The organism is Candidatus Poribacteria bacterium (genome assembly GCA_028820845.1).
Classification (GTDB): domain Bacteria; phylum Poribacteria; class WGA-4E; order WGA-4E; family WGA-3G; genus WGA-3G.
In genome coordinates this window covers 15,679-40,039 of sequence record JAPPII010000047.1, presented here as the reverse complement: position 1 = coordinate 40,039, position 24,361 = coordinate 15,679, and the positions used below count along the sequence as shown (strand labels likewise).

General features: G+C 47.5%; 22 protein-coding genes. 9 read left to right on the top strand and 13 right to left on the bottom strand.

All coding sequences use genetic code 11. The annotated features are described in order from the left end of the window. Nucleotides 1–15: 15 nt before the first annotated feature. The 3 genes from OXN25_10690 to OXN25_10680 all read left to right on the top strand — a co-directional run bounded on the left by OXN25_10690 (nt 16) and on the right by OXN25_10680 (nt 1,691). Nucleotides 16–573 carry a DUF402 domain-containing protein gene (locus tag OXN25_10690; GenBank protein MDE0425327.1) on the top strand — a complete coding sequence of 186 codons (558 nt, stop codon included), beginning with the start codon at nt 16–18 and terminating at the stop codon, nt 571–573. Between the two features lie 110 nt (nt 574–683). After that, nucleotides 684–1,106 (top strand): hypothetical protein, encoded by a 423-nt coding sequence (locus tag OXN25_10685; protein MDE0425326.1) that lies wholly within the window; start codon nt 684–686, stop codon nt 1,104–1,106. Nucleotides 1,107–1,130: 24 nt separating this feature from the next. Then, nucleotides 1,131–1,691: a DUF402 domain-containing protein gene (locus OXN25_10680; protein MDE0425325.1), complete on the top strand. Its 561-nt coding sequence runs from the start codon at nt 1,131–1,133 to the stop codon at nt 1,689–1,691. Nucleotides 1,692–1,751: 60 nt separating this feature from the next. Here the strand turns inward: OXN25_10680 and OXN25_10675 are convergent, their stop codons facing one another. Further along, nucleotides 1,752–2,000 (bottom strand): hypothetical protein, encoded by a 249-nt coding sequence (locus OXN25_10675; GenBank protein ID MDE0425324.1) that lies wholly within the window; start codon nt 1,998–2,000, stop codon nt 1,752–1,754. Nucleotides 2,001–2,314: 314 nt separating this feature from the next. On the opposite strand from OXN25_10675, the gene OXN25_10670 reads away from it, so the two are divergent. From OXN25_10670 to OXN25_10655, 4 genes are all read left to right on the top strand, one after another. After that, nucleotides 2,315–3,529: a DegT/DnrJ/EryC1/StrS family aminotransferase gene (locus tag OXN25_10670; GenBank protein MDE0425323.1), complete on the top strand. Its 1,215-nt coding sequence runs from the start codon at nt 2,315–2,317 to the stop codon at nt 3,527–3,529. Between the two features lie 183 nt (nt 3,530–3,712). Further along, nucleotides 3,713–4,288 (top strand): hypothetical protein, encoded by a 576-nt coding sequence (locus OXN25_10665; GenBank protein ID MDE0425322.1) that lies wholly within the window; start codon nt 3,713–3,715, stop codon nt 4,286–4,288. Nucleotides 4,289–4,431: 143 nt separating this feature from the next. Continuing rightward, nucleotides 4,432–4,827 (top strand): hypothetical protein, encoded by a 396-nt coding sequence (locus OXN25_10660; protein MDE0425321.1) that lies wholly within the window; start codon nt 4,432–4,434, stop codon nt 4,825–4,827. Next, nucleotides 4,820–5,512: a DUF4097 family beta strand repeat-containing protein gene (locus OXN25_10655; protein ID MDE0425320.1), complete on the top strand. Its 693-nt coding sequence runs from the start codon at nt 4,820–4,822 to the stop codon at nt 5,510–5,512. The genes OXN25_10660 and OXN25_10655 overlap by 8 nt, the downstream gene beginning before the upstream one ends. A gap of 31 nt (nt 5,513–5,543) precedes the next feature. On the opposite strand, the gene OXN25_10650 is transcribed toward OXN25_10655, so the two are convergent. The 10 genes from OXN25_10650 to OXN25_10605 form a co-directional block, all read right to left on the bottom strand. Further along, a complete protein-coding gene (locus OXN25_10650; protein ID MDE0425319.1) occupies nt 5,544–7,451 on the bottom strand; it encodes a hypothetical protein in 1,908 nt (635 codons plus the stop codon). A gap of 116 nt (nt 7,452–7,567) precedes the next feature. Then, entirely contained in the window at nt 7,568–9,571 is a 2,004-nt protein-coding gene (locus OXN25_10645) for a hypothetical protein (protein ID MDE0425318.1), read from the bottom strand. Further along, nucleotides 9,571–11,877 (bottom strand): BatA domain-containing protein, encoded by a 2,307-nt coding sequence (locus tag OXN25_10640; GenBank protein ID MDE0425317.1) that lies wholly within the window; start codon nt 11,875–11,877, stop codon nt 9,571–9,573. Before OXN25_10640 ends, OXN25_10645 begins: the two co-directional genes overlap by 1 nt. Nucleotides 11,878–12,113: 236 nt before the next feature. Beyond that, entirely contained in the window at nt 12,114–13,715 is a 1,602-nt protein-coding gene (locus OXN25_10635; GenBank protein MDE0425316.1) for a transglutaminase domain-containing protein, read from the bottom strand. A 116-nt stretch (nt 13,716–13,831) separates the two neighbouring features. After that, nucleotides 13,832–14,416, bottom strand: coding sequence for a methyltransferase (locus OXN25_10630; GenBank protein MDE0425315.1), 585 nt, complete (start codon nt 14,414–14,416; stop codon nt 13,832–13,834). Next, nucleotides 14,407–15,369, bottom strand: a complete 963-nt coding sequence (locus OXN25_10625) for a zinc-binding dehydrogenase (GenBank protein ID MDE0425314.1) — start codon at nt 15,367–15,369, stop codon at nt 14,407–14,409. Before OXN25_10625 ends, OXN25_10630 begins: the two co-directional genes overlap by 10 nt. Before the next feature lie 58 nt (nt 15,370–15,427). Continuing rightward, the gene (locus OXN25_10620; protein MDE0425313.1) at nt 15,428–16,687 is read right to left on the bottom strand and encodes a tetratricopeptide repeat protein; all 1,260 of its coding nucleotides are present in this window, start codon (nt 16,685–16,687) and stop codon (nt 15,428–15,430) included. Nucleotides 16,688–17,002: 315 nt separating this feature from the next. After that, a complete protein-coding gene (locus tag OXN25_10615) occupies nt 17,003–17,479 on the bottom strand; it encodes a hypothetical protein (protein MDE0425312.1) in 477 nt (158 codons plus the stop codon). 3 nt (nt 17,480–17,482) lie between these two features. Beyond that, nucleotides 17,483–17,851 carry an EamA family transporter gene (locus OXN25_10610; protein ID MDE0425311.1) on the bottom strand — a complete coding sequence of 123 codons (369 nt, stop codon included), beginning with the start codon at nt 17,849–17,851 and terminating at the stop codon, nt 17,483–17,485. A gap of 149 nt (nt 17,852–18,000) precedes the next feature. After that, entirely contained in the window at nt 18,001–20,232 is a 2,232-nt protein-coding gene (locus OXN25_10605) for a DUF5916 domain-containing protein (GenBank protein MDE0425310.1), read from the bottom strand. Nucleotides 20,233–20,642: 410 nt separating this feature from the next. Here OXN25_10605 and OXN25_10600 point away from each other — a divergent pair, with 410 nt between their 5' ends. Further along, nucleotides 20,643–21,434, top strand: coding sequence for a phytanoyl-CoA dioxygenase family protein (locus OXN25_10600; protein ID MDE0425309.1), 792 nt, complete (start codon nt 20,643–20,645; stop codon nt 21,432–21,434). Between the two features lie 42 nt (nt 21,435–21,476). On the opposite strand, the gene OXN25_10595 is transcribed toward OXN25_10600, so the two are convergent. Beyond that, nucleotides 21,477–22,298: a sugar phosphate isomerase/epimerase gene (locus OXN25_10595; protein ID MDE0425308.1), complete on the bottom strand. Its 822-nt coding sequence runs from the start codon at nt 22,296–22,298 to the stop codon at nt 21,477–21,479. Between the two features lie 487 nt (nt 22,299–22,785). Here OXN25_10595 and OXN25_10590 point away from each other — a divergent pair, with 487 nt between their 5' ends. Continuing rightward, nucleotides 22,786–23,070, top strand: a complete 285-nt coding sequence (locus tag OXN25_10590; GenBank protein ID MDE0425307.1) for a nucleotide pyrophosphohydrolase — start codon at nt 22,786–22,788, stop codon at nt 23,068–23,070. Here the strand turns inward: OXN25_10590 and OXN25_10585 are convergent. Beyond that, the gene (locus OXN25_10585) at nt 23,067–24,347 is read right to left on the bottom strand and encodes a glucuronate isomerase (protein ID MDE0425306.1); all 1,281 of its coding nucleotides are present in this window, start codon (nt 24,345–24,347) and stop codon (nt 23,067–23,069) included. The genes OXN25_10590 and OXN25_10585 overlap by 4 nt on opposite strands. Nucleotides 24,348–24,361 lie beyond the last annotated feature (14 nt).

Genomic DNA, 24,361 nt, shown 5'->3' with positions numbered 1-24,361 from the left:
TAAGGAAAATGGATTTTGGAAACCGTAACACTTACCTATAAAAGACCCCCAGACAGAGTTAATCACTTTCAACAGCAATTGCTCTACATGGACGATGAGGTTATTCTCACATCTCAATGTGTCAGACCCTCCGCACCCATCGTGCAAAATGGTAAGACTGTTTTAGGGGACAACTTTCCTGTAGTCTGGTTCGTATTTACGGGACTATGGTACGATGTCGGGAAAGTTTACAATCTGAATGGCGAATGGATGGGTTATTACTGCGATATTATGAAGCCGGTCAAGCGAACTGTAGATGCAACGGGCAAACTCAATTGTTTTGAAATAACCGACCTCTTTTTGGACCTCTGGGTAAATCCAGACGGCACCTACGAAATCCAAGACGAAGATGAGTTTGAAGAGGCGGTTCAAAGTGATGCGATTGACGCTGAATTGGAAAGAAAAGCGTGGGATGTCATGAAAACATTAATCGCTGAAGTTGAAACCGGTCACTTAGAACAACGATTACAAACGGTTATTAATAGTGCGCAACTTTCGGATCTCTTAATAGATGTAGACTGGATTGAGCGATAGACCACCACAAGTTATCGTGTTTATAACGATTTAATTGCAGGTTATAGTTAGTCTGTGATACAATTCTACTAATTAACATCAGTTTGACACAAGAATTTAAGGAGACTAACATGAAATTAATCCTAATTTCTACCATTGCGTTTTTAATTTTTACTGCCCCTGTGTTCAGCGAACTGACTGTAAAGGACCTTGAGAAGATTCGTTCAATTGTCAAAGAGTCCGAAGATAGAATGAAAGAAATTATCAAAGAGTCCGAGGGCAGAGTAAAAGAACATGTGGATCTAAAAATAAAAAACGTCACCGACAAAGTCGAAGAAATGGATAAGCGATTAAACCTGATATCTAATTTTGTAATTGCTCTAATAGCTTTGATTATCCTCACTGTTAGTCTCCCTCAAATCATCATGGCGTGGCGAGAAAGGGGGCAAAAAGCACAAGCCGAAAAGATTGAAAAGTTAGAGGCACAAATCGGAATGATCATTGAACGAATAAATGTAGAGGAGCCCCTAAGGAAAAAAGAATCAGGCCCTTGATACGCATACGGATTTGAAGTTGGAATGGAAACCATAACACTCATCTATAAATGGCCTCCGAATCGGGTAAATCGATCTCACCAACAATTGCTTTATGTGGACGAGGAAGTCATTGTTACGGGGCAACGGGTTAAACCTGCCTTACCTATAATTCAAAATGGTGATACGGTTTTAGGCGATAACTTTCCGGTAGTCTGGTTCGTATTTACGGGTCTGTGGTACGGTATCGCCAAAGTGTATAATCTGAATAATGAATGGACGGGTTATTACTGCGATATTATGAAGCCGGTCAAGCGAACTGTAGATGCAACGGGCAAACTCAATTGTTTTGAAATAACCGACCTCTTTTTGGACCTCTGGGTAAATCCAGACGGCACCTATGAAATCCAAGACGAAGATGAGTTTGAAGAGGCGGTTCAAGGCGGTGCGATTGATGCTGAATTGGAAAGAAAAGCGTGGGAGGTTATGAAAACATTAATCGCTGAAGTTGAAGCGGGACATTTAGAATCTCGGTTACAAGAGGTGGTGCAGAGGGGAAAATTCGCAGACCTAATTCCTCACATCACTGACATGATATGCCTATAGAAAACGCGACTCACACATAAGACACATGCCAGCGGTGTGCTATCCATCCAAATTATTCGGTTACTTCCATAAAGCGACTGCTATTGCGACCCCAAGGGCAACGAGGGCAATGCCGGTAGATACCCAATTTCGAGCAGATTCCCACCCGGCTTTCTGTCCTTTAATTTCAGCAACATCTATTTCAACATTCCGGAGCCGATTATCGAGCGTCTCAAGCCGATTATCGAGGGCCTCAAACTGCCTCGTGAACCGGGCGTCCATTTCAGTTATCTGCTTTGACAGCAATTCATATAACTCCCGAGTGTCCATTTTCTTTTCCCCTTTATTCTGCTGATGTCTTTGGCAGGCATTGGCTGTTTCCACTTGTTTAATATAGCATACTACATAAGCAATCAAAAGTCAAGTTTTTTAGAATTGAACGTCCTACTTGACGCGCTTTGCCAAACATGTTATCCTTGTAAGTGCTTAGAGGATCAACGCCGAATGCACGTCCATCAACGTCCATTCGGAAAAAGCAATCCTCAATTAAGCAGGATCCATAATCCTGAAAATCCATTAATCCCATAAACTCTTGTTCAGACAATCAGCATTACGTTCTTTAGGAATCGAAGGGGGACGAAGATATGGCAACATTAGCAATAAACGGCGGTGAACCTGTCCGCACGGATCCCTATCCGACATGGCCCACGCAGGACCCTGCCGATATTGAGGCGTTTGAAGCAATTTACAAAAGTGGACAGTGGGGCGTTGGCGGACCAAAGGTTCCAGAATTCGCGCAACAGTTCGCTGAATTCCAAGGCGCGAAGTATGGCGTTTGTGTCAATAGTGGGACATCAGCACTCTATGTCGCCCTGAAAGCCGCTGGCGTTTGTCCGGGTGATGAGGTCATTACCACACCCTATACCTTCCAGGCAACAGTCGTCGCGATCCTCATGACGCATGCCGTTCCTGTTTTTGTGGATACCGCACCAGATAGTTTCCTGTTGGATCCTTCAAAAGTTGAAGCCGCTATCACCGAAAAAACAAAGGCGATTTTACCGGTTCATATCGCCGGATATCCAGCCGATCTTGACGCATTGGTTGACATCGCAAATCGGCACAACCTTAAAATCGTCGAGGATTGCGCGCAGGCACACGGTGCCGAGTGGCGCGGGCGAGGTGTCGGCAGCTGGGGACATTTCGGATGCTTCAGTTTCCAATCGTCAAAGAACCTTTGCGCCGGTGAAGGCGGTATCGTTCTCATCAACGACCGGGAACTCTACGAACGCGCGTATGCACTCCATAATTGTGGACGCACACTCCCCGATGCTGAATTCGGCGAGGCAGAACCCTTCGGCGGCAATTTCCGTATGACTGAGTGGCAAGCCGGCCTCCTCCTCTCGCGTATAACTCGACTTGAAGATGAAACCAACTATCGCCATAAAAATATGCGATGGTTAGATGGGTGGCTCGGCGAGGTTCCCGGCATCAAAGTCACACCTCTCGATCCACGTGCAACGCGGGGCGGGTGCCACGGCTATAAAGCACTCTTTGATGCTGAGGAATTTGAAGACATTTCACGTGAAACATTTCTCAAAGCAATGCGTGCAGAGGGGATACCCATGGGATATTGGTATACAACGCCGATGTATCGCGCCTCTTTTCTTACCTCTAATCTTTTCGGTCAAGACCTCAATTATACCGATGTGCATTGTCCTGAGACTGAGAAGATATGCCAAACCGGTCTCTCCTTAAGTCAAAATGTCCTGATGGCAAGCGAGGAGGACATAGAGGACATTATTAAGGCAGTAATAAAAATCCGCCGGAATGTCGGTGAACTAAAATCGGACCCCTCCTAATGTCTAAATATCCGAATTCGCGTTCCTTTTAAATTTTCCACTATCTTTTTATCCTCGGGTGACTCTATATGGGCAGATAGGCTCAAAAGGCAGGAGTGGTTGACAGCCACCAACTATTTTTCGCTATCCTTTTTAGCCTTAACGGACTCTATATAGGCAAATGCCCATAAAAAGGAGACAATCATGTCTAACGAACACGAAACCCAAAAGGAAATTCGCGGAATTCTACGGCTCTTGGAAACAACTGCTCGCGTAGTAGAGACATCACCGATAGTAGATCCTTCAGAAAGTGAGGAGCGGTGCGCCCAGCAAGTCAACAACGCGCTTGACCGCTTAAGCGAGATCGGTGCTGTCCCTCAAGGGTTGTTTCAACCCCTTGAAACGGGGGCATCTTTTAGTGAGGTGAGTGTTGCTTGCCACCAAGTTGCTGCATATCTTAGAGAAGGTCCTACGATTGATATCGACTTCGACTTCTCCAACGTGAAAAAAACCATTGGCGACGAACTGAAAGATGTTAGTGAAGTTGTACGGCAATCGGTACCTGACTTTCTCAAAGACTTCTTGGGGGAACGCACCCAAGAGAAATCTGATACTGATACAGTCGAGACGGTAGAAGTCACCTCTGATGAAGATGAGGACGCGGAATCTACCACATCTGTTGATCAACGTATTGCCAGACTGGAAGGACAGATGGAGACGGTTGTAGAAATCCTCCAAGAGATCAGAACACAACAAGTCAAACAGAACGAAGAACTCTAAAAACGTACGTTGGGAAAAGCCGCGCGGTTTTTCCCAACGGATGCGTGGTTGTTCTGTATCGTACCAATTTGGCGAATACCAACGCTTGAAGGAACCCGTCCTTCAGCAGAAACCCAACAGAAAACATTCACTGGAGATGTCCTATGAATCGGTTTATTACCTTAACCTTTTCTCTCTCGGTATTGGTTTTATTTTTTACTATTGGTTGTGAGGTAGCCTTAACGGATGAGGAACATATTGTGGACAAGATTGAAAAAGCATATAGCGTTAATTCGGGTGGTAGCCTAACCCTTGTCTCAGAGTTTGGTGCAATTGATGTCCAAACCGCTGAAGGGGATCAGGTTAAGATCGTCGTCACAAAGGCAGCAAAGCCGTTGAGCAGATCTGCTGCAAAAGAGGCACTTGCCGATTTTGATGTGGCATTCACCAACGAAGATACTGGTGTCCGTATTGAAGGCACATTCAAACAAGGTCGAGAGCACTGGAGGAAAGTGCTAAATCGTCTCGAAATTCGTTTTCAGGTAACTAACTGTGCCTAAAGATTACAACGTCGATTTGGATACCGCAAGCGGTAGTATCTCAGTAGCCGACCTTAACGGGGATGTCCGCGCGAGGACCTCAGGCGGCAGTTTGCGTTTCGGAAACATTACAGGGACAGTGTGGGGACGAACATCCGGGGGTAGCATCAAACTTACATCGTGTGACAGTCCTGTCGATCTCAAGACCTCTGGTGGTAGTATTGAAGTGGGCGATGTCGCAGGCGATGTTCAAGCACAAACCTCTGGCGGGGGCATCCGCTTTGGGGACATTCAGGGCTCCGTTTGGGGCAAAACATCCGGGGGTAGTATCAAGGTTGAGAAGTGTAGTGGAGACGTAGATGTTCATACCTCGGGAGGTAGCATCAAACTGGGGAGCACCATCGGGACTGTAAATGCCAGAACCTCAGGCGGTTCTATCCAAGCCCTTCTAACAGCACAACTTCACGATGAATGTAGTTTGCGCACATCCGGCGGTAACATAACTGTTATCCTCATCCCAGATATCGCAATTGATGTGGACGCCACAACCAGCGGCGGGAGCGTCTCAACAGACTTTGCAGTAGCATCCACCATTCAGGGAAAAGTTCCAAAAAATAGGTTGAAAGGGAGCATAAACGGCGGGGGTCCCCTGATGAAATTGCGCACCTCTGGTGGTGGTATCCGTTTACAGAAAATATCGGATTAAGTAGGCTCTCTGAGTGCTAACTACCAACCGCCTACCAATGCTTAAACGAATACATCCGCTGTCCGAGAAACAGTCCTAAAATTGCCCAAATACTCCCCATCACGAATTCGCCGAGCATTGTCCCTAAAAACAGGGGCAGTGTTCGGCGATACGCACCAATCCCACCGTGGCGAATCAGTATAGATTTTAGCAACCACGCCAGAAATACCGGAAACCAAAGCCGACCGAAATTCCAATTCCCCGCAAGCGGATAAGCCAACGGATGCAGCTGCCACCAAATAAACCGCAGACGCATAAAGAGCGTCGTGAGCGTCAGAGTGATACCAAAGCCGAAAAATCCCATACGTCCCCAGTCCGTATCGTTCGGAAGGGTCAACCAGCGTTGTAGGTCACTGAACGCCTCCTGCCCGCGCCATGTCCCTAAACTTCCATGTTTATAACCCGCGTGCAGGAACGCAACAAATCCAATAGCTAACCCGATGACCGTCGCACCCCACATCACCCACAGAATTTGACGCGTGTTGATGCCGCCTCTATCAGCGAGTTTAAAGCCCTCCAATTGGTTCGGCATCGGTTGCGAACGATAGTTGCGCGTGAACCCGTAAAGGAACGCGAAGCCTGTCAACGTTGGCGGACCAATCTTTCTGGAACCAACAAGTGAAGTCAGAAAAATACCAGGACCCGCACGATAGAAATCCATCGTCGGGGTCCCGAGTTCCGCACGCATCCGTGTAAACGCTAAAACAAGTATAAATTGGATACTGAAAAACCCAAGTACGCCCCACCACGACATCCCTGCCTTCAAACAAAATCCAAACACAACTGCCATACCCACCAAGAATCCAACAAACGCGCTCCGGTATCCCATCGGTTCATTTGTTATATCAATGTTTGTTTTCAAACCTAAAATATTGCGGGCAACCTGCCAGAGATGCTTGTGTGTTATCCAAAGCGCGAAGAAACAGAGACCAAAATACGCACCAGTTGATTGCATATCAATATGCGGATAGCCAGGGGTCTGATTCATTCCTGTCATCGCTCCGAAAACGAGTTGTGCCTTCCAGAACAGGTAAAACAACCAGCAAGAGAGCGACAAATCCAGCGGCATTAAAAAACCTATGCCGATGGCGTAAGGGTTTAGATGGATAGGTGTTGAACCGATAGCATTCAGCGGTTTTTCTGTGAACAAGATGCCAATGTCGTGACGGATAGGAAGGCTCGGGACGTAAGGATAGAGAAAACTAATTCCATTGAGCAAATCGATCCCACATCCGATAGCGAAACCTATCCAGAGCAATCGGTTTCGGTAGAAATCTCTGTGTTTTGTCATTTCATAAGGGAGCAAGATGATTGGGTAACTCAGCTTTTCGTGTTCAATCCACTGTTTACGGAGGATTACACTCAGCATCATCATAGAGAATGCTAAAGCAGAGAAGAAAACCAACCATGCCAATACTGGGGTGAGCCATGCCTGAATATGATCTGTCTCAAATAGGTTTGAGGTGCCTTCATAGTAGCCGGTTAAGGCGCGGCGGTTCATCACAGCAATCCAGTCCGGAATATAGCGGAAGAAAAGCGATTGCCATTCATTCTCGGGTGTCGCAAACCACGCCGCGTGTCCCAAGACACACATCGTCGCCTGCAAAAGGTCGTGTCCACAGACGACACACGCCAGCGTTACCATGAGATACACCGTTAGCATCTCTGCTTGCGTGAGTTGCCATTTCGGTAGATAACGTGTTAAGAGCAGATTGAGAATAGCAATAAGGAAGAGCGTGAAGACGGCGTTAAAGAAAATCGCCATCGTGGTAGGATACTGTGTCGTCCAGACTGTCTCCGTCTGAACAACAAGGTAAATGTTGAGCGGGAGCGATAACAACCCCAACAAAATCGCTCGCCATGTAATATTTTCGGTTGATATGCGATCCGAAGAGTTCATTTTGTAGTTATCAGTTATCAGTTATCGGTTATCAGTTATCAGTCCAGAGAACCTCCTCGGAATTACAAACGTTTGCAACCGCCAACGGGTTACTGAGGCTGACCCCTGACAGCCAGTTAAAATGTGCGTTCCTGACCATAAAAAATCCGAGGTTTAAGCGATGGCGCGAAAGGCGGATCGAGCGGAAACGCAAATTCTACCCGAAGAATGCCCGTACCACTAAACTGAGAGAGGCTACTCCGCAATCCAAATCCCACACTCCGCTTTGGTGCCGCCAAATCAAAACTGTTTCTTCCATTCCAGATATATCCAATATCAGCGAACACAACGCCGCTTAATATGAATCCAAGGTGTACAGGTCTATCAATAAACGGGCGCGCCACAAACGTCGCTACCGCTGCGAGAGCTTCGTCCATTTTGTGGAAAATTGTGCCACCAAATACAGTGCGACTCTCAAGATTCAATAGGACGAGCTTCTCTCCGTTGAATTGTCTATAATCATAACCGCGCAAACCATTAAAAGCCCCCAAAAGGACTTGACTCCGCCCACTCCATCCGAACTGCATCTCTGTTGTCAGCTGCGCAACAAATGTCTGATGAAAGTCAAAGAGGCCATTCTCTCTAAAACCCCTTTCAAGCGTATAGATATCACCGGTATTAAATACATCTGTATAAAACCAAGAAGTCCGTGCCTGGAGAACAGACCGTTCAATTCGACTCGTCAAGTTTGTGTTAAGTGCGACTGTTGTGAGACCAAAAAACCGATCTCCTTTCATCCACCCCGAACCGACAGCCAATTCAGCGTAAGATTCTGTTCGGTCAGAGCCATATAATGGCGAAGCATACCCAAGAGACAGCGCGTATTGCGCACCGACGAGAAAATTCTCCTCTTGTCCCATCCGTTGGAGAAACCGAGTTTTGTGATATGCGGTGTGTTTTCTACCCAGCGTGAAACCAACCCGCTTTATATCGCGCTCTTCTAACATCGCTCCTGATTCAACTGATTTGTCAAGTAACACATATTTCAAACGCCGTGAGGTCGCCCAGAGCCCTATATAGTTCTGTTGCCGTCTGTCCCCGAAGTAGCGTTGCACATTTGCAAAGGCGCCTTGTAAATTTTGCTCAAACCTATCGGTTTCTCGTCCGTTTTCATACCAAGTTACGGGATTGACCGATTCAGAAAAACGGATACTTGCACTCCATCGACTTTTCAATGTATATTGTGGACGTTCTAACAATACAAGTAAAGAGTCCCCATCTCGCTTCTGGATATATTCACCGTCAAAATTCCAGTGTGAATTAAAAAGGCGAGGGTTGGAATATCTACCTCTCACAAGGCTCCGCGTCCTCTCGCCAATTTCGCTAATCCTTTCGTAACGCCACAAGGTACTTTGCCCCGAACCGAACAGGTTTGGATCCCGAAATTGTAGTAGCCAGTACCTTTTCTGGTTGTTCAGGTTCAAGTCTGCTCCGAATGGGAACGACAAGAGTTCCGTAATACTTGCATGAACGATAACCCTTTTTGAGAGTTCATCCCACTGGGCATCCACCTTTGCAGCACCAATATACGTCTTACGCCGCAGAATCTGCTCACTCTCTATTCTATCTGCTTCTGTATAGATATCTCCTTCCGCAAATAGAAGTTCACGCCGAATTACCTCCTCCTTCGTCTGTATATTACCGCTTACGAGAATCTGTCCAATGTTACCTTCATCAATTTCGATACCCAGGTAAATACCATCTCCGAATTTCTTTACAGAGAGTTGCTCTTCAATAATGCGAGCGAACTGATAGCCATTCTCCCGATAGAAACGGACGATCGCTTCAAAATCCGCTTTCAGAAGGGTCTCATCATAGACACTCCAGACATCTGTCCCCATCAGGGCGCGAATTTGTTGGTCGGAAAATGAGTTATTCCCGCTGATGACGAGACTGCGTACGATATTCGCCTCATCATATTGGCTTTCGGCTTTCAGCTTTCGGCTTTCAGTGTATGGTGGTTGCGTATTGCTTTCGGTTTCCACAAACCGTTCTTGACCGACTGCTGATGATTGGCTGCTGATTGCCATAATTAAGCACAGGATCCCAAGCGAGCGCGCAACATACCAAAAATCTATCATTATTCTTCACCTACAGCCAGTGCACTTGCGCGATTTGAAAGAAAACTTTCAAGCATCATAAGGCAAACCGCTAATATAAGCAATTCACCCCAAATTTCCCGACCGTGTCTTCTGACATCTATGGTGTCAGGCACCTCTGTTGATGTCTCGGTTTTCTCAGAGACTGTTGTTCGTGCACCGACGCGCGCTGCTGCTTGTTGAAGCGAAATTTGTGCTAAATCGGATTCGTTGCTATCAACATTAACCGCAAAAAAATCTCGTTGAATTCTACCTTGCGTTTCCACTTCAATTTGATAGATACCCGGACGTTCTATGTCTTGAAATCGTAGCCTACCATCTTCATCAATCGGCACCACTGTGTTCTGGCTATCCTTTATCGGAGACTGTCGGAAACCATCAGCAGAAATATCCTCTTGCTGACGGCTGACCGCTGACGGCTGACCGCTAACCTCTATTAAACGAATGGACGCTTTCCCGCCAGCACTACGCGGGTAGTACGCTGTGTAGGTATCACCGACATGCCCGCCCCATGTTAAATTACCACTCGCCATAGCGGTGTAAAGGACGCTCTGTTGGAGCATTGGAAGGAAATACGGATTAACAAGCAGGTCGTTTGTATACCGCAGAGTAGCAGTAGCAGAAGTCCTTTGTTGCGTGAGTATCCCACAATTGTAAAGTAGCACGGCACTTGTCCCTCGGATGCGTTCAACAAGGAAAGGGGTATCATCTTCAAAACGCGCAATGACTGTGGATTCAGCGGTAGGCTGTAGTGCCACACCATTGTGGAATTGCGGCGCGTAGTGCGTAGAAAATCCTTCGCTCGGAAAAATATCGAAAATGGGATGGGACGCTTGGTATGTACCAACCTGCTGTGGGGGTGTCCATGTCAGAGTGGAACCAACTTCGGCAGGTAGCCACATATTGCTGAATCTATTGTAGTTTGGTAGGTCGCTGTCGCTACCCACAAAAACAATTATACTTTTCCCATGACGGATAAATTCTTGAAGTTGTGTGTCAATCTGCTGAGAGATCTGTGGGACATCCGCAAGAATGATAACATCGTAGTCTTCCAGCGGGAAGTTCTCAAACTCCGCTGGCGTGCATTGCGTCGGTAGAATCATTGTATTATAGCCGCCAGCAGTGTCCCGCAAATCCACACGCGACTTGCGTAGCGCGTTCCGCTCTTCGCGGTTCGCGGTTCGCGGTTCGCGGTTCGCGGTTCGCCCTGACGGCTGATGGCTACTAATAAAGTTATTTGGATTGAGGGCTAACGTTAGATAGTCGGTCTGTTCCCCGACACAGAGGACCCGCACTTCACCGATAACATCTAAAGCGAAGTAGCGTCGGTTGTCGATGTTGAGCCGATCTTCTGTTAGTGACAGATAACCGGTATGCGTACCCGGCGTAGAAAAAGTGTGTGTTAAAGTAGTATTTAAGGTTTCGTCTACGTGGTCGAACGAAGCGTTCACGGTTTTTTGTTTCTCGCCTCCAATAAACAAGGTTAAGATATTCTGACCCAAAGATGCCGCCGAATGGTTGACGATTGTTACATTCAGTTGGAGCAGTAAATTCACGCCTATTAGTTGATTGGAGGGACGGATTTCTTCAATACTTATATTATGTGCTTCACTTTCAGTAACAGGCAGCAGCGAAATCCGAGCACCCGATCGGTTTGGAAGACGACTCCAGTTTTCCCATCCGTTCCGGGCGAAATCTGAAATGAGATAGAGTTCCTTATTCAGCTGCTCAGACGCTGCGAGAATTTCATGCGCGAGTTCAAGGCTTGGCTGAACATTCGTCGTCCGGTAAGAGATTTCCGCCTCGTTAATTGCTGCGATAACGCTCTCAAGGTCAGGTGTGAGTTGTTGAAAAACAGGTTGCGGTGTGTCCGACATTAAAATAAGTGTAGCCCTATCACCGTGACGCAGCGTCTCAAGAATGTCCGTCGCCAAAGTTTTCGCTGTCTCGAACCGGACACCATCTACCTCTTGATATCCCATGCTGTAAGAGTTATCTAAAACGATAACCACATCGGTTTTTGCGCGTACAGAAGCGACCGGCAAGCCGAGGGTCAAAAATGGGCGCGCCAAAGCCAGCGCAATAAGCGCAACAATCGTCATCCGTAGAAGTAGAATAAGGAGTTGTCGAAGTTGGAATCGGCGAGCGTTTTCACGATGTGCCGCCGCAAGGAACATAAGACTGCTAAAATCGATTGTCACGACACGGCGACGGTTCCAAAGATGAATAAGTAATGGAATGCCCGCAGCGAGGAGTCCGAAGAGAAAGAGCGGATTAAGAAATGCCAATCTTGTTTTGTCCTTTGTGGCTTAATGGCTGTCAACGGGCAGGGCGGGTTGCGAATCAACGGTATGAAGCCCGTGTGGAAATCAACGATATGAATGCCTTAAAGGCATTCCCCGCATTATCGTTTTGCAACTCTCTCAGTGGTCACCCAAAAGATATTTATGGCAGTGACACATTCTATGACCGCCGGGAGCCTCTTAACTGAATGCTGAAAGCGCAGCGACCTGACTGCTGGTAACTACTCATCGGTAATCACAATTTCAAGTCGGTTGATTGTTTGGAAGACCCCTTCGGCAAATTCCATTAGGTTGTCCGATTCCAGCGTACTTCCGCCAAGTTGAATGTGATTCGCATCCGCCACCATCTGACCGAACGTCGGATCCATTTGTACCCATCTGCCAACGTAAACTTCGGGCCAGAAGTGATAATAGAAAGCATCCCTTGAAAATACAATACCCGAACAGATGCGTGAAGGGATTCCAGCGGCACGTGCCAACGCTATAAAAAGTGTCGTGTGTTCCGTACAGTCTCCAGAGAGCGACGCTAATACCGTTAATGACGAACCAAAGCCACCTGTCACTCTTTTGTCAGTGATGGATTCATAAACCCATTGACACAATTTTTTCGCGGCACGCCATGAATTCGTCTCGCCATTCAAAATCTCCTGAGCCGTTGCTTGGATGTCAGAATGGGCTGCTTGAATGTAAGCACTGCTCCGAAGGAATTCACCCGCCGCATCACGAATAGGTAAATCAGGACAGTCGGCCGCAACAACCGTTGGAACTTGGATTGAAATGCTACCTGATTGTCCAGTCTCGACTTCGAGTTTCTGGCGGGCGTTAGACATAATGGCTTCGGTGATGTTTCCTGACAAAAGCTTCACTTCGGCTTCGAGGTGTTCCGCCTTTGGGGTCGGGCGTTTTCCAGCGGGGAGAATGCGGGTTTTTAAGATAACATCAACCTCTGCGGTGCCACCAAGAGCCGTTTCTCTATCGGTTTTTGTAACGACCAGAGAAAATCCCATCAAGGGCACCTCTGTTCTATAGATCACGCCGTCGGCATCCATCCAAGACTTCGCTGTGATGCCCCCGGCTATATCCATTGTTTGAGGCAAAACGAAAACCTGCTTTTCCTCTGATTGATGGATTAAAGTCTCTTGCGCTGTAACCTCAATCTCTGTTTTTACAGGTTTCAACAGGTCGAAACTAAATATATGAAGGTTGTATTTATCTCCTATTTTGAGCCCTTTTTGCCTGAAAAGAGACTGCAGACCAGGGTATTCGGAGATTGTATCCGGTGGCACGGGGACTTTTGATTCAGTCGTTTCTCCGTTGAGTGTGGTTTTAATATAAGCAATGCCATCTACAATCCGTCCTTCCACCTGTTTTAACCCTGAGGCATCGGAAGTCGAAAGGAAATAGCGCGGCATCAGGTCGAAACCGGTATACTCAGCACGGGTGGTTTCTTGTGTGACATCCGTTCCGAGTGCCTTAAAGTTCATGACCATGTTAAATTTGTTCCGGATGACAGGTTCGCCTTGATACTCGGTTTCTTCAAGAGAAACGTGCATATAACCGAGCTTGGTATTCATCAGGGTGAGACTGTACCATTGTTCCCGCAAGTCTTGTGGCATGTTTTCAAATGTGATTTGTAGTTTATCTTTTTCTGACTTAACGCTTTCGATTGGGTTCTCTGCTATAGTAGTCGTATCAACAATCTTGACCCGAACGGTTCTACCATTCGGACCGTTGTCTTGCGCGAAGACGGGACCAGTGAATACACCTACACAAGCAATTATTAGCACTAAACGCACGCTATCCATTTGTTGTTTATCTCCCATAGCGTCCTTCTGACTGCTGAAGAAAGTGCCTGATTATTGGCGTTGTTTATAGTGTTAATTATACTGAATCGAACGCGCCTATGTCAAATCTTTTGGGTAGTGAAGTATGGAACCGTCTAATTGTTGGGGTTACGAGTTGCCATTGCTACGGTATGGGTGTGACGCTGTTTAACCTTCTGGTAATTTCCAAAAATATTCAAGAAGTTACGCTTGATGAATTCTCGCAGCCCAGAAATCGTCACGACGTAGAGGCGACCGTTGGGTTTCAGATGCTGCTTCGCATCTGCCAGAAAAATCTGTAGGAGTTCTTTACCGACATTGGCGGGAAGATTGGAGGTGATTAAATCGAATTGGATGTCGGGGAGATGGCTAAATCCGTTGCTCAGGAGGACGTGGCAATTTGAGAGTTGATTCCGCGCCACATTTTTACCGGCGTAGTCAACTGCCACAAAATCTTTGTCCACCATGTAGACCGTTGCCGTTGGCGTACATTTAGCGATACTAATACCTATGGCGCCGTATCCACAACCGAGGTCAAGACAGATATCATCTTCTTGAATCTCTATATGTTCGATCAATAAGTCTGTACCTGCGTCGAGCCCTTTTGGCGAAAAAAGCCCCCATGTTGTGGAGAAAGTGACAGGAAATCCTCGTAACGCTGCGTGGAACTCGATCTCTCGTGGCGGGGCATCTATTGCCATTTTATCAGCACTCCAAGCGCATCACCGGGAGAATTCCAGAGCAGATCGAACGCTGCTTTCGCTTCGGTGTAGTGAAAGCGATGTGTAATCATCTCAGAGGCGCGAATCTCACCCGCTTTTATCTTTTCTTGGGCGCGTCCAACGATCTGAGAGCGAGGTTCATCGGTCAAGATACCCGCGACAAGGCGTTTGCTCATTATCTTTGAGGAATGCAACGGGAGCGGTGCTTGTTGGTAGAGCGCGATAAGCTGAATCGTACCGAATCGACGGGTCATATCTTGTGCCTGTTCAAACGACCTAATGCCAGCGTAACCGCCAACGCAATCAACTACCAAATCTGCCCCGTTTCCGTCAGTAAGGTGACGCACCACTTCAACCGGATCCGCGTCTTCGGCATTTATGACCACATTCGCACCGAGTTGCGTAGAGAGTTCGCACCGAAGCGGCAACGCGTCTACGGTGATAATTCGAGCCGGATCGTATCCACGAAATACTTGCAGCATCAGGCTACCAACTAAACCTTGTCCCAAAACAACGACAGTATCTTCCGCTTTCACACCAGAGGAGTCTGCCCAAGCGATCGCACTGGTGGACAGCGGCAGGAAAGTGCCCTCTTCAAAACTTACGTCGTCGAGGAGTCGGACGATACGTCCATCGGTTGGGTCGGGTTCGGCAATGACGTATTCCGCATGTGGTGCTACAACCATCACGCGCTCGCCAATGCTATAATCTGTCGCTGCTGCGCCTACGGCATCCACCCTCCCTGTAAGTGAGTATCCCATAATTGAGGGGGATACGGCTTCTTCTCGAATGTATCGCCGGAAGAGTTCAGAGCCGCGGCTAATGAGCGTTGTATCTGATTTCACCCGAATCTGACGGTCATTTACCTCCGGTATTGGCACTTCTTCGAGTTGGATGTTGCCAAAACCTTCTGGTTTGGTTACTCTAAACATATTTCTCTTATCAAAGTTCCTTTATGTCTAAAACCCCGGTGCTTTAACGGGGAGTATGTCAATTCCATAAACGCTTGACTAATTCCTCACGAGTAATGGGTTTATCAAGAGACATCATATAGATGTGAAAAGTATTACTTCTGTCAGAAACATACGCCAGGTGTCGACCGTCCGGTGAGAACGCCGGATGAATAGACACACCGATTTCACCTGTGATACGTCGCTCGTTTTTACCATCAGCATCGATAAGGTAAATCTCCATGTCCCCGTCTCTGGCGGAGACATACGCTATCGTTTTGCCATCAGGCGACACGGTCGGATTGTAACAATCGTAGCGGTTCGGATTGAAATGTTTCTCGTTCTGTCCATCAATATCCATTGTGTAGAGCTGATTGACATCGCCCCGAGAGGAGACAAATACGATGCGTTTGCCATCAGGGAAGAACGCCGGGCTTCCGTCATCGGTCTCGTTGTAAGTGATGCGTTTCGGTTCAACGTCGGCAGATGTAATTTGTGCCAGATCAAGCCCATCTAAATTGAGAAGATATAATTCCAGATTTCCGTCAGCATTGGATTCGTAAATTACCTGATTTTCCACCGGTGACGCCCGCGGCACACGAGCACCGAAGCTTACCGGTAAGACCGCCCGTGTAACTTTGCTATGAATGTGGGTCAAGTTGAAGCCAGCGTAAATCGGCGTTGAACCGCTACTCTGGATTACCACTTTAACCTCTCGTGATGATTTCGGTTCGCTGCTATAGAAAATATAGTTCGGAGTTGTAAGAAAGGTGGGGGAACTGTCGTTGAAATCCGTCGTGAACGTCACGCGGCGGCGAATGCGCCCGTTCAAGTCCATCAAATAAATTTCGCCGTTGTCAAGTCGGAACGAGGCAAACGCTATCTCTGTTCCATCTGATGAGAAAGTGGGTGAATAGTTATCCGAGTCCCCGTGGGTGAGTTGTTTACTTTCGTAACTATCCCCAATCAGTTCAGCGATTTGGCGCAAAACCGAGTGATCGGAATTGCCGTGTTGAATGAGTCGTAACACGCGGAAGGCAGAGTCTCTATCCCCGAATTTGAGATAGGTTCGTGCGAGTTCAAGACGCGTTGCAGCAAGGGTTTCAGGGTCTGTGGCGTAAAGTTGCGAAGCTTTTCGGAGCTGCACGACCGCATCGGTGTAACGTCCTAGTGCATTGTAGGCTTTCGCAAGCAGTATCCGCGCCTCGGCATCTTCAGGATCTGTCTCAACAAGGGTCTCTAACCCATCTGCCGCTTCTTGGAACATGCCAGTGTTTAAGAGGGCTCGGTTCTTTTTCAAAACTGCCGAGTTCCCTTGACAACCAACCAAGAAGATTACGAAGAGAATAAGGCATTGAACTATTAAGCCGTAGTTACGACTGTAAAACGAAGACAAATTTTGCCTGTTTGGACAAAATTTCGTGTTATATTTTACCATAAACCTAATGTATAATACCATTTCTAAAAGTTTATCTTGCATTAACCGAACCCACTCACGTCACACCCGGTAGGTGCGGTTTCTAACCGCACCGAGCAGTGCTGAAAAATAGCCAACCTTTTAAGAGGAATTATCAATTAGAATTGGTATAAGTTGTAGCGTATCGTTCTCAAGAAATTAGCGTTTTCTGGTTCTACGCCTCCCGCGCCAGCCATCACCAACGGCGTACAGCCAACAGAGTACACCTTGGACGGATGAGCTAATTTTAAGTTTCCAAGAGGGTCGGTACATTAACTTTTCACCATCATCAAACGTCCAAATATGGATTTCATAAGGTTTCGCCAGTTCATCAGGATCCTGCGCCTCATTCGCCGACGCGTTGTCTGATCGGTCATCCCCCTTTGTAGCAGCGCGAAAACGCAACAAATCACCCCACTCCGTTACGGGCAACGAATTCAAATAGAAAAGACCTGCTGCTGAAGCAAAGATTAGGAAAATTATAACACCCTTGACAAATTGCGATAAGTATAACTGACCAAGTCCGGGGAGGATCGCAGACAGGACCAGCGCAACATAAGAACGGACATACACAGGTTCACCTGAGTTACTTCCAGAATTACCCATCTCAGCACGAGCAGACCCCCGTTCTACCATCGATTAAGACTCCCCTTGCGCAACAAGATAAACACCGATACAGATGATCAGCGCGCCAATTATACGAATCTTCGGAATGGATTCTTTGAACACCATCCATGAAAACAAAATTGACAACACATATCCAGAACTTAACATCGGATACGCGATACTCAGTTTAACGCGCGACAGAATAACGAGCCAGACGAGCGTTGTAAAACCGTATATCGCAATCCCGCTGAGAATATAAGGGTTCAAGAACGCCTGCGTCAATTTTCCAAGGGCATCCCGCAGCGTACTGATACGACCTATCGTATTCATGCCGTGTTTGAACAGAATTTGCCCGATCACTGTCAGCAAGACGTTGAAAAATAGCAGTAAAAAATCTTTCATGCTTTTATTATATCATACCTCAATTCTTTTTACAATTTTTAACCGACGCTCACTTTTTCCTTTCAACCTTCCACAATCCAATTTTAACCGACGCTCACTTAAAATTGGTAGGTGCGGTTTGCAACCGCACCGGTTTTCCTAACCAACCACTACAAGTTATACAAATACGTCACTTTAACCACTACAACCCGATTTTCCAACTGTAACTCGCGACCTTCACCCGTCCGAGTGGCGGCATCCCCCCAAGCTTCATTGTAAGCAACAAACAGATGACTCTTCGGACTATATTCCCATCCGAAGAGAAAACTCAACAGGTAGTTTTGATGGATTTCCTCAGAGAGCTCACGTTCTCGGTTCGCTTGGGCGAATATCCGAAGAAACGATTCCCGTGTGAATAGGTAAGTCGCACGCATGGAGCTGACGAAAAATCTACCGTCAATTGCCCCCGTTAAATCGAGGCTTTGGGCATAACCGCTGTCTAATTCTATTGAAAAATTGCTCTGTGGACGCAGCGTCGATTCAAGGGTGAGACTTCGCTGTTTACCCGCTTGTTGTCGGCCGAAGTTAAAGTAGTCCGAAAAATCCATGCCGATGCCAATAGCAATCGGATATGCAGAGTTGGTGTCAATCTCAAATCCGTATCCATCCGCTACAAATACCTCTGTCAATTCAACTTCTCGACTCCGATAATAGTAGAGCATAATATCATCTACAAGCGTCTCTCTGAAATCCATCCCAACATCAGCACTCACATGCCATCTGAGCAAATCTTCGTCAAATTCAGGTGAAAGCGACAGTTCAGGGTTCCGTTCTCTCCACGCAGCAAAATATTCGGGGGTATAAAGGCTTTGTGAGAGCCGTCCACTGATGCCTGAGAAAAACTGGCGGGGCCCCCACGGCGGAGAATAGGAAGTGCGCATCTGAACCCGCTGCCATCCGCGGTTCCGTTCTTTACGGAGATACCCAGTCTCGTTAATCTCAAAATGCGGCGCGACCCGTTCCAGTTCAATGCTACTGCTCCACAGGTAGTTGCGTTGTGCAAAATCAATCGTCCACGCCGAGTTATTGCTATCCTCACCGGGATGAAAGCTACCCGCATACTGACCTGTGAGATGATAAGTTTTGCCAAGCGCAAGATTCATATCAACGCCACCGACGCGGCTATGCCATCTGTCGCTGCCGCCCTGCTCTTTATTGACAAATAGAATCCCAACGTTTGAGCGTTTAAGGATGTCGCGCTTAACGCGGATCGCAGAAAACCATGCCGCCTCTTTTTCTGACGAAGCGGTTTCAGACAAACCGAATTCCCCCGTTTGATTGCCTAAGACACCCATAGAGTAGTTCCCTACTTTCCCTGTAAGTTTACCACCCCAAAGGATATTCCCGCGACTCCCGATACGACGGCTGAACATAAGATCGTACGGCGTTTCAAAGAAACTATTGCCTTCAACAAAGAACGGGCGTTTTTCGGGAAAACGGGTCGGAAAACGGGTCAAATTAATCTCCAATTGATCCGCTTCAACCTGTGCGAAATCCGGGTTAAATGTAACGTTCGCCTTCAGCGCACTCGTGAGGTTGTATTGAACATCCAGTCCGGTGCCGAGTTGGCGCGTTAGATCCACATCGGCAGCACCCGTTCCCCCACCTAAAAGGTACGGCATAATCTCAAAATTTTTCCCCGTTTCAATGCCCTGGATGCCCAAGATATGCCCCAAATCCGACATCCGTGTAACCACACCCGCTTGTGTTAGCTGTTTCCACACCGTAACCTCACTCTTTCGACGGTTTACCCGTTCTATGTCAAAACCCCAGATTTGTGTGGGTTTGTTGGTGAACCGGAAGTTAGAAAACGGAATTTTAAACTCAGCAGTCCATCCTAATTCATCAATGTTACATTCAACCCACCAAATCCCCTTCCAATTGCTGTCCCGTTGCGTGTCCTCGTAACGATAGTTATCGCTTTGCACACCACTCGGATTTGTCGCAAACTTATAACCGGTCCGATGATCGTGATGCGGATCAATGAAAAAAGAGATGAGATCCGATGCGTTGATCTCACCGCGCCGGGTCAGTCGATTAAGAATCTTGGAGGGTTCAGCATCGTAGCATCGAAATGCGATGTAAAGATTGTTGGCATCGTAAGCGATACGGAATTCTGTGTCATCTGTTGCGGCAGCACCGCGCGAAGGTCGCAGCTGAATGAAACCACTCCGAGGTTGTGCCTGATGCCAAACAGCCTCGTTGAGCAGCCCATCAATATTTGGCGGTTCACCTTCAATTCGGTAGGCTTCAATGGTATGCTCTCCCGCACCCTCTGGGTGTGCGAAGAGCAGAATCGGGTATGAAAGAGAGAGCAGGAACACAATCACAAATCTTAGCATGCGCCTAATTATACTCGAAACCTGTAGTACTTGTCAAATCTCTGCCCAGAGGTATTCACTTTTTATAGTAAAACTTAGAATTAAAAAGACACTTTGACAATCTCGAAGAACTCGGCATGCCGTAGGGGCGAAGTCTCTTCGCCCGCTGTGTAATGTTTCATTAATTCTAAACCGCACTATAGTTGTCTGAGTCGCGGATTATCACGGATGACGCTGATTTTTCGGGTGTTGGTAGGCAGCAACGGCTTAGCAATTTAGCGGATTTTCAGGAGAACTGAATCGCTCTGCCAACTAATTATCTTTTCCTTGAAAAAATCGTTAAATTCCAGTAGAATTCCCAAAATTGGGTGAGAGCAGTCAGGTTCAATACCACGTTCTGAGGTAATTGCAACGAAAAAGGATACATGACAATGGTTGAACTTACACGCGAAGACATGGAATTTTTCAAGAATGAAGGGTATTTGATAAAGCGAAACGTCCTTGCCCCAGAATTGATGGAGCGGGCACGGGCAAGGTTATGGGATGGCGCACCGGAAGGACGTAAACGTGAGGATCCTGAAACGTGGGTCGGTCCCTTTACACCGGATGAGGAAAACCTTGATAAGAGCAATAATCGTCGTGGATTCCGATGGAATTTCCGTGAACCCGGTGGTGAAGATTGGATGGTCAAACTGCTCGCGACGGATCCAAACGTCTGGCGGATGGCAGAGCAGTTTTTGGGGGCAGGGAACCTGGTGCAGCCTGAGCGTGTGCGCGGCATCTATTGTACCCTTCCCTATGGGGATATCCCGAAGAAGTCAATCGGGTGCCACGTTGACGCACATCCGTTCCATCTCGGTGCAGTCGGCTATATTGACGATGTGTCGCCAGAAGGTGGCGGGTTTACAGTCTGGCCCGGAAGCCACAAAACTTTCTACTACGATTACCATTCCCAATACAAGAACGAACCGACACCCCAATACGACATTGACCGAGAGCGTATCAGCAGAACCTCTGGCGTTGAGTGTTATGGGAATGCCGGTGATGTTGTCTTCTGGCACCATCGGATCGGGCACGCTGCGGGACACAACTATTCAAAGCAGATCCGGCAGGCTGTGCTCTACGACTTCCGAAAAACCGAATTGGCGGAGACACAGGAGGAACCCCCCAACGAGGATATGTGGCGCGATTGGCCCGGGATCAAGGCGTTAGAGACACAGTAGGCTATAATGCGTCGGCGCGGCTTGGAACCGCGCCTTTCGCATCTATCTTAAGCCCAACTCTTTCAACGTCCGCGCCATCATGTCATAAGCAATCTCTGCTTTCTCCATCCGCATGTGTGGAAAGGTCTCCACTGAGATGTACTTATCGTAACCCGTTTTTCCCAAACGCTCTGCAAAGGTTCGGAAATCCAACTCGTCCCCCGCTTCACCGGGAATGAGGAAAGTACTATACGGATACATTCCCGTCACACCCTTGACGTGACAGTGAGCGGTAAGCCGTCCCAATTTTTCGGTTACTTCAGCGATATCCTCACCGAGATGGTAGAAGTTGGTAATATCGTTGAGTGCCTTCAGCGCGTCGGAGCCTACGTGTTCTATCAGCAGGGTAACTTTCGAGGACGCATCAATCGTTGTCGCTTCGTGGTTGTGGATGTTCATCGTCACGCCGAGTTCTTCCGCGCGTCGGCAGATCGGTTTCAGAACATCAACGAGGAGCCGCCACGCGAAGGCATCCCCTTTATCCCCGCCGTAGCCAGTGAGGAAATTGACACCCTGCGCGCCGAGTGCTACCGCGACATCTTGGAGAAGGGCGTAATGATCAACGGCTCCCTGCTGGTCTTCTAATGCTAATTGATACAAACCGGGGCCCGCGAACGGATTGATGACAGAGACCTTCAACCCGTGGTCTGATGTCATCGCTTTAACCTCTTTGAGCAAGCTATCCGTGACTTCACCGGACGGAATGTGTGCTTCTGGACCGCACATCATCTCAATCGCATCGTAACCGGCATCGGCAAGAATGGTGATAACTTCGTGTAGAGGCAGGTCTTTCATGCCACCTGCATGGTAAGAGATACCTATCATCGGTGCAGCTCCTTTCCATAAACCTAAATTTGTTTCTAACTTATACCATTTCTAAAAGTTTATCTCGCATTAACCGAACCCACTCACGTCACACCCAGTAGGTGCGGTTTCTAACCGCACCGAGCAGTGCTGAAAAATAGCCAACCTTTTAAGAGGAATTATCAATTAGAATTGGTATAATACCATTTCTAAAAGTTTATCTCGCATTAACCGAACCCACTCACACCACACCCGGTAGGTGCGGTTTCTAACCGCACCGAGCAGTGCTGAAAAATAGTCAACCTTTTAAGAGGAATTATCAATTAGAATTGGTATAACTTAGTTAGGACTTCCGCAGAATGTTCTTTTGTAGCATAACCTGTTAGGTTGTGCAACCGGAATGTCTGTGTTTTTTCAGGAATCTTCATCTCACAGAGCGGGCTACGGTCAAAATTGCGTCCGTCCTATTAGTTCTACTTCAGCACGATTATACACAAAAAGGAGTCGTATGACAATCCAAAACTTTCAAAAACAGATTGAAGCCATTTATTACACACGAGATGCCGAGCGTGGCGTGCCGTTAACCTTCACATGGTTCGTCGAAGAAGTCGGAGAACTCGCAAAAGAGATTCGGAAACAACCACGAGATATAGAGCGGCTACGTGAGGAATTCGCCGATGTCTTTGCATGGCTTATCACGTTGGCAAGTCTGCTCGGTATCGACTTGGAGGATGCGGCGCAGATCTATGCTGACGGGTGTCCGAAGTGCAAAGCGACCCCGTGTTCCTGCTAACTTCCATTCAAAAATCGATCGAAGTTCCCACCAAAGAGGTTGTTAACATCCCGCTGAATCTCTGATTTACTGACGCTCCACCCGACATCAAGAAGCGTCTGGTATTTTTCTACCAAAACGTCGGCAATGATTTGACGTGAGTGTTTCCACTTGTACACGAGTTGATCCAAGATTCGGGCATCTGAATGCTGAGGGATAACGCTCAGACCGAGCAGCTCAATCCGTTCTCGCGTGATCTCCTCAATAATGCTCGGATTGTTCATGAACCACCAACATCCAAATATCATCAGATTTTTGAATTTCCGTCCGATGACACATAGCTCATGTTGATTTTCACGCGACAGGAGCGTAACGAGAAACTTATTATCAGGATGCTCGCGTAGCAGCGTCTCTAAACTCTCCAAATCTGCCTTACCCGTTCCATCTCCAGCCATCTGGAGTTGTGGGTTAACCGCACGTTTCACGCCAATCATCAGTGCGAAGGGGACATTAAACTCACGAGAGATGGGTAATATACAGTTATCAAACAGCCTTCCCAAAACGCCATCATCAGGATACTGGAAGTCCGGTGGAAGGGAGACCGCCATATATTTTGGGTTCATCCGTTGGATCCATGTCTCTAAAAATCGACGGACTTCTTTATAAGTCTTTTTTGAGGAGAGCGTCGGATCCACATCATAGCCGAGACCCCGGAGGTGTTCATAACCCGTCTCTTGATAGGTATTGATAAGCACATCCATCCGCAGTGCCGCCGCAAAGCGGGCATCGCCGGTATCCCCTGACTGCCAGACGGGTGCCTCTGCAGGATCAAACGGGTCGTTTGTCATCACCACTTTAGAGACTTTCGAGCGTTCAAAGACGGTATCAATAAATGCCTCGACCGTCGTATCGGCGAAGTAGCCACGATAGTCCTGTAGATTCCGTGAACTGACATCCAAACCTAACTCGTTCAGTGTTGTAACAACCCCGCGGCAGGCTTCACTGATGGGTGAATTCTCAATGAAGAGGGTCTGCCAAATCAAGTCTGCCTGCTCTGTCTTCGTCATCGCCCAAAATTGCTGATACGAGACATCCGATTTGCGGAATACTTCGGCGATGAGGTAGTGATAGGTTAATAATTCGTCAATCCCCCACAGCAACAACTCACCAAACGGTGGACTGAAGAGGTGCGTATGGATATCTGTAACGCTTTGGGAACTGACCGCGTCAAGCACAGCGGTTCTGAGTGATTCTGTGGTTCCAATTGTCTGCGTCTGGTTTGATTCGGAAACATTCATATTAATCCTCCGGT

Bases quoted from the DNA above. Each gene is read 5' to 3' on its own strand.
- OXN25_10685 (MDE0425326.1), top strand. From the start codon at position 684: ATGAAATTAATCCTAATTTCTACCATTGCGTTTTTAATTTTTACTGCC.
- OXN25_10680 (MDE0425325.1), top strand. From the start codon at position 1,131: ATGGAAACCATAACACTCATCTATAAATGGCCTCCGAATCGGGTAAAT.
- OXN25_10675 (MDE0425324.1), bottom strand. From the start codon at position 2,000: ATGGACACTCGGGAGTTATATGAATTGCTGTCAAAGCAGATAACTGAA.
- OXN25_10670 (MDE0425323.1), top strand. From the start codon at position 2,315: ATGGCAACATTAGCAATAAACGGCGGTGAACCTGTCCGCACGGATCCC.
- OXN25_10665 (MDE0425322.1), top strand. From the start codon at position 3,713: ATGTCTAACGAACACGAAACCCAAAAGGAAATTCGCGGAATTCTACGG.
- OXN25_10660 (MDE0425321.1), top strand. From the start codon at position 4,432: ATGAATCGGTTTATTACCTTAACCTTTTCTCTCTCGGTATTGGTTTTA.
- OXN25_10650 (MDE0425319.1), bottom strand. From the start codon at position 7,451: ATGAACTCTTCGGATCGCATATCAACCGAAAATATTACATGGCGAGCG.
- OXN25_10645 (MDE0425318.1), bottom strand. From the start codon at position 9,571: ATGATAGATTTTTGGTATGTTGCGCGCTCGCTTGGGATCCTGTGCTTA.
- OXN25_10635 (MDE0425316.1), bottom strand. From the start codon at position 13,715: ATGGGAGATAAACAACAAATGGATAGCGTGCGTTTAGTGCTAATAATT.
- OXN25_10630 (MDE0425315.1), bottom strand. From the start codon at position 14,416: ATGGCAATAGATGCCCCGCCACGAGAGATCGAGTTCCACGCAGCGTTA.
- OXN25_10625 (MDE0425314.1), bottom strand. From the start codon at position 15,369: ATGTTTAGAGTAACCAAACCAGAAGGTTTTGGCAACATCCAACTCGAA.
- OXN25_10615 (MDE0425312.1), bottom strand. From the start codon at position 17,479: ATGGTAGAACGGGGGTCTGCTCGTGCTGAGATGGGTAATTCTGGAAGT.
- OXN25_10610 (MDE0425311.1), bottom strand. From the start codon at position 17,851: ATGAAAGATTTTTTACTGCTATTTTTCAACGTCTTGCTGACAGTGATC.
- OXN25_10605 (MDE0425310.1), bottom strand. From the start codon at position 20,232: ATGCTAAGATTTGTGATTGTGTTCCTGCTCTCTCTTTCATACCCGATT.
- OXN25_10600 (MDE0425309.1), top strand. From the start codon at position 20,643: ATGGTTGAACTTACACGCGAAGACATGGAATTTTTCAAGAATGAAGGG.
- OXN25_10595 (MDE0425308.1), bottom strand. From the start codon at position 22,298: ATGATAGGTATCTCTTACCATGCAGGTGGCATGAAAGACCTGCCTCTA.
- OXN25_10590 (MDE0425307.1), top strand. From the start codon at position 22,786: ATGACAATCCAAAACTTTCAAAAACAGATTGAAGCCATTTATTACACA.
- OXN25_10585 (MDE0425306.1), bottom strand. From the start codon at position 24,347: ATGAATGTTTCCGAATCAAACCAGACGCAGACAATTGGAACCACAGAA.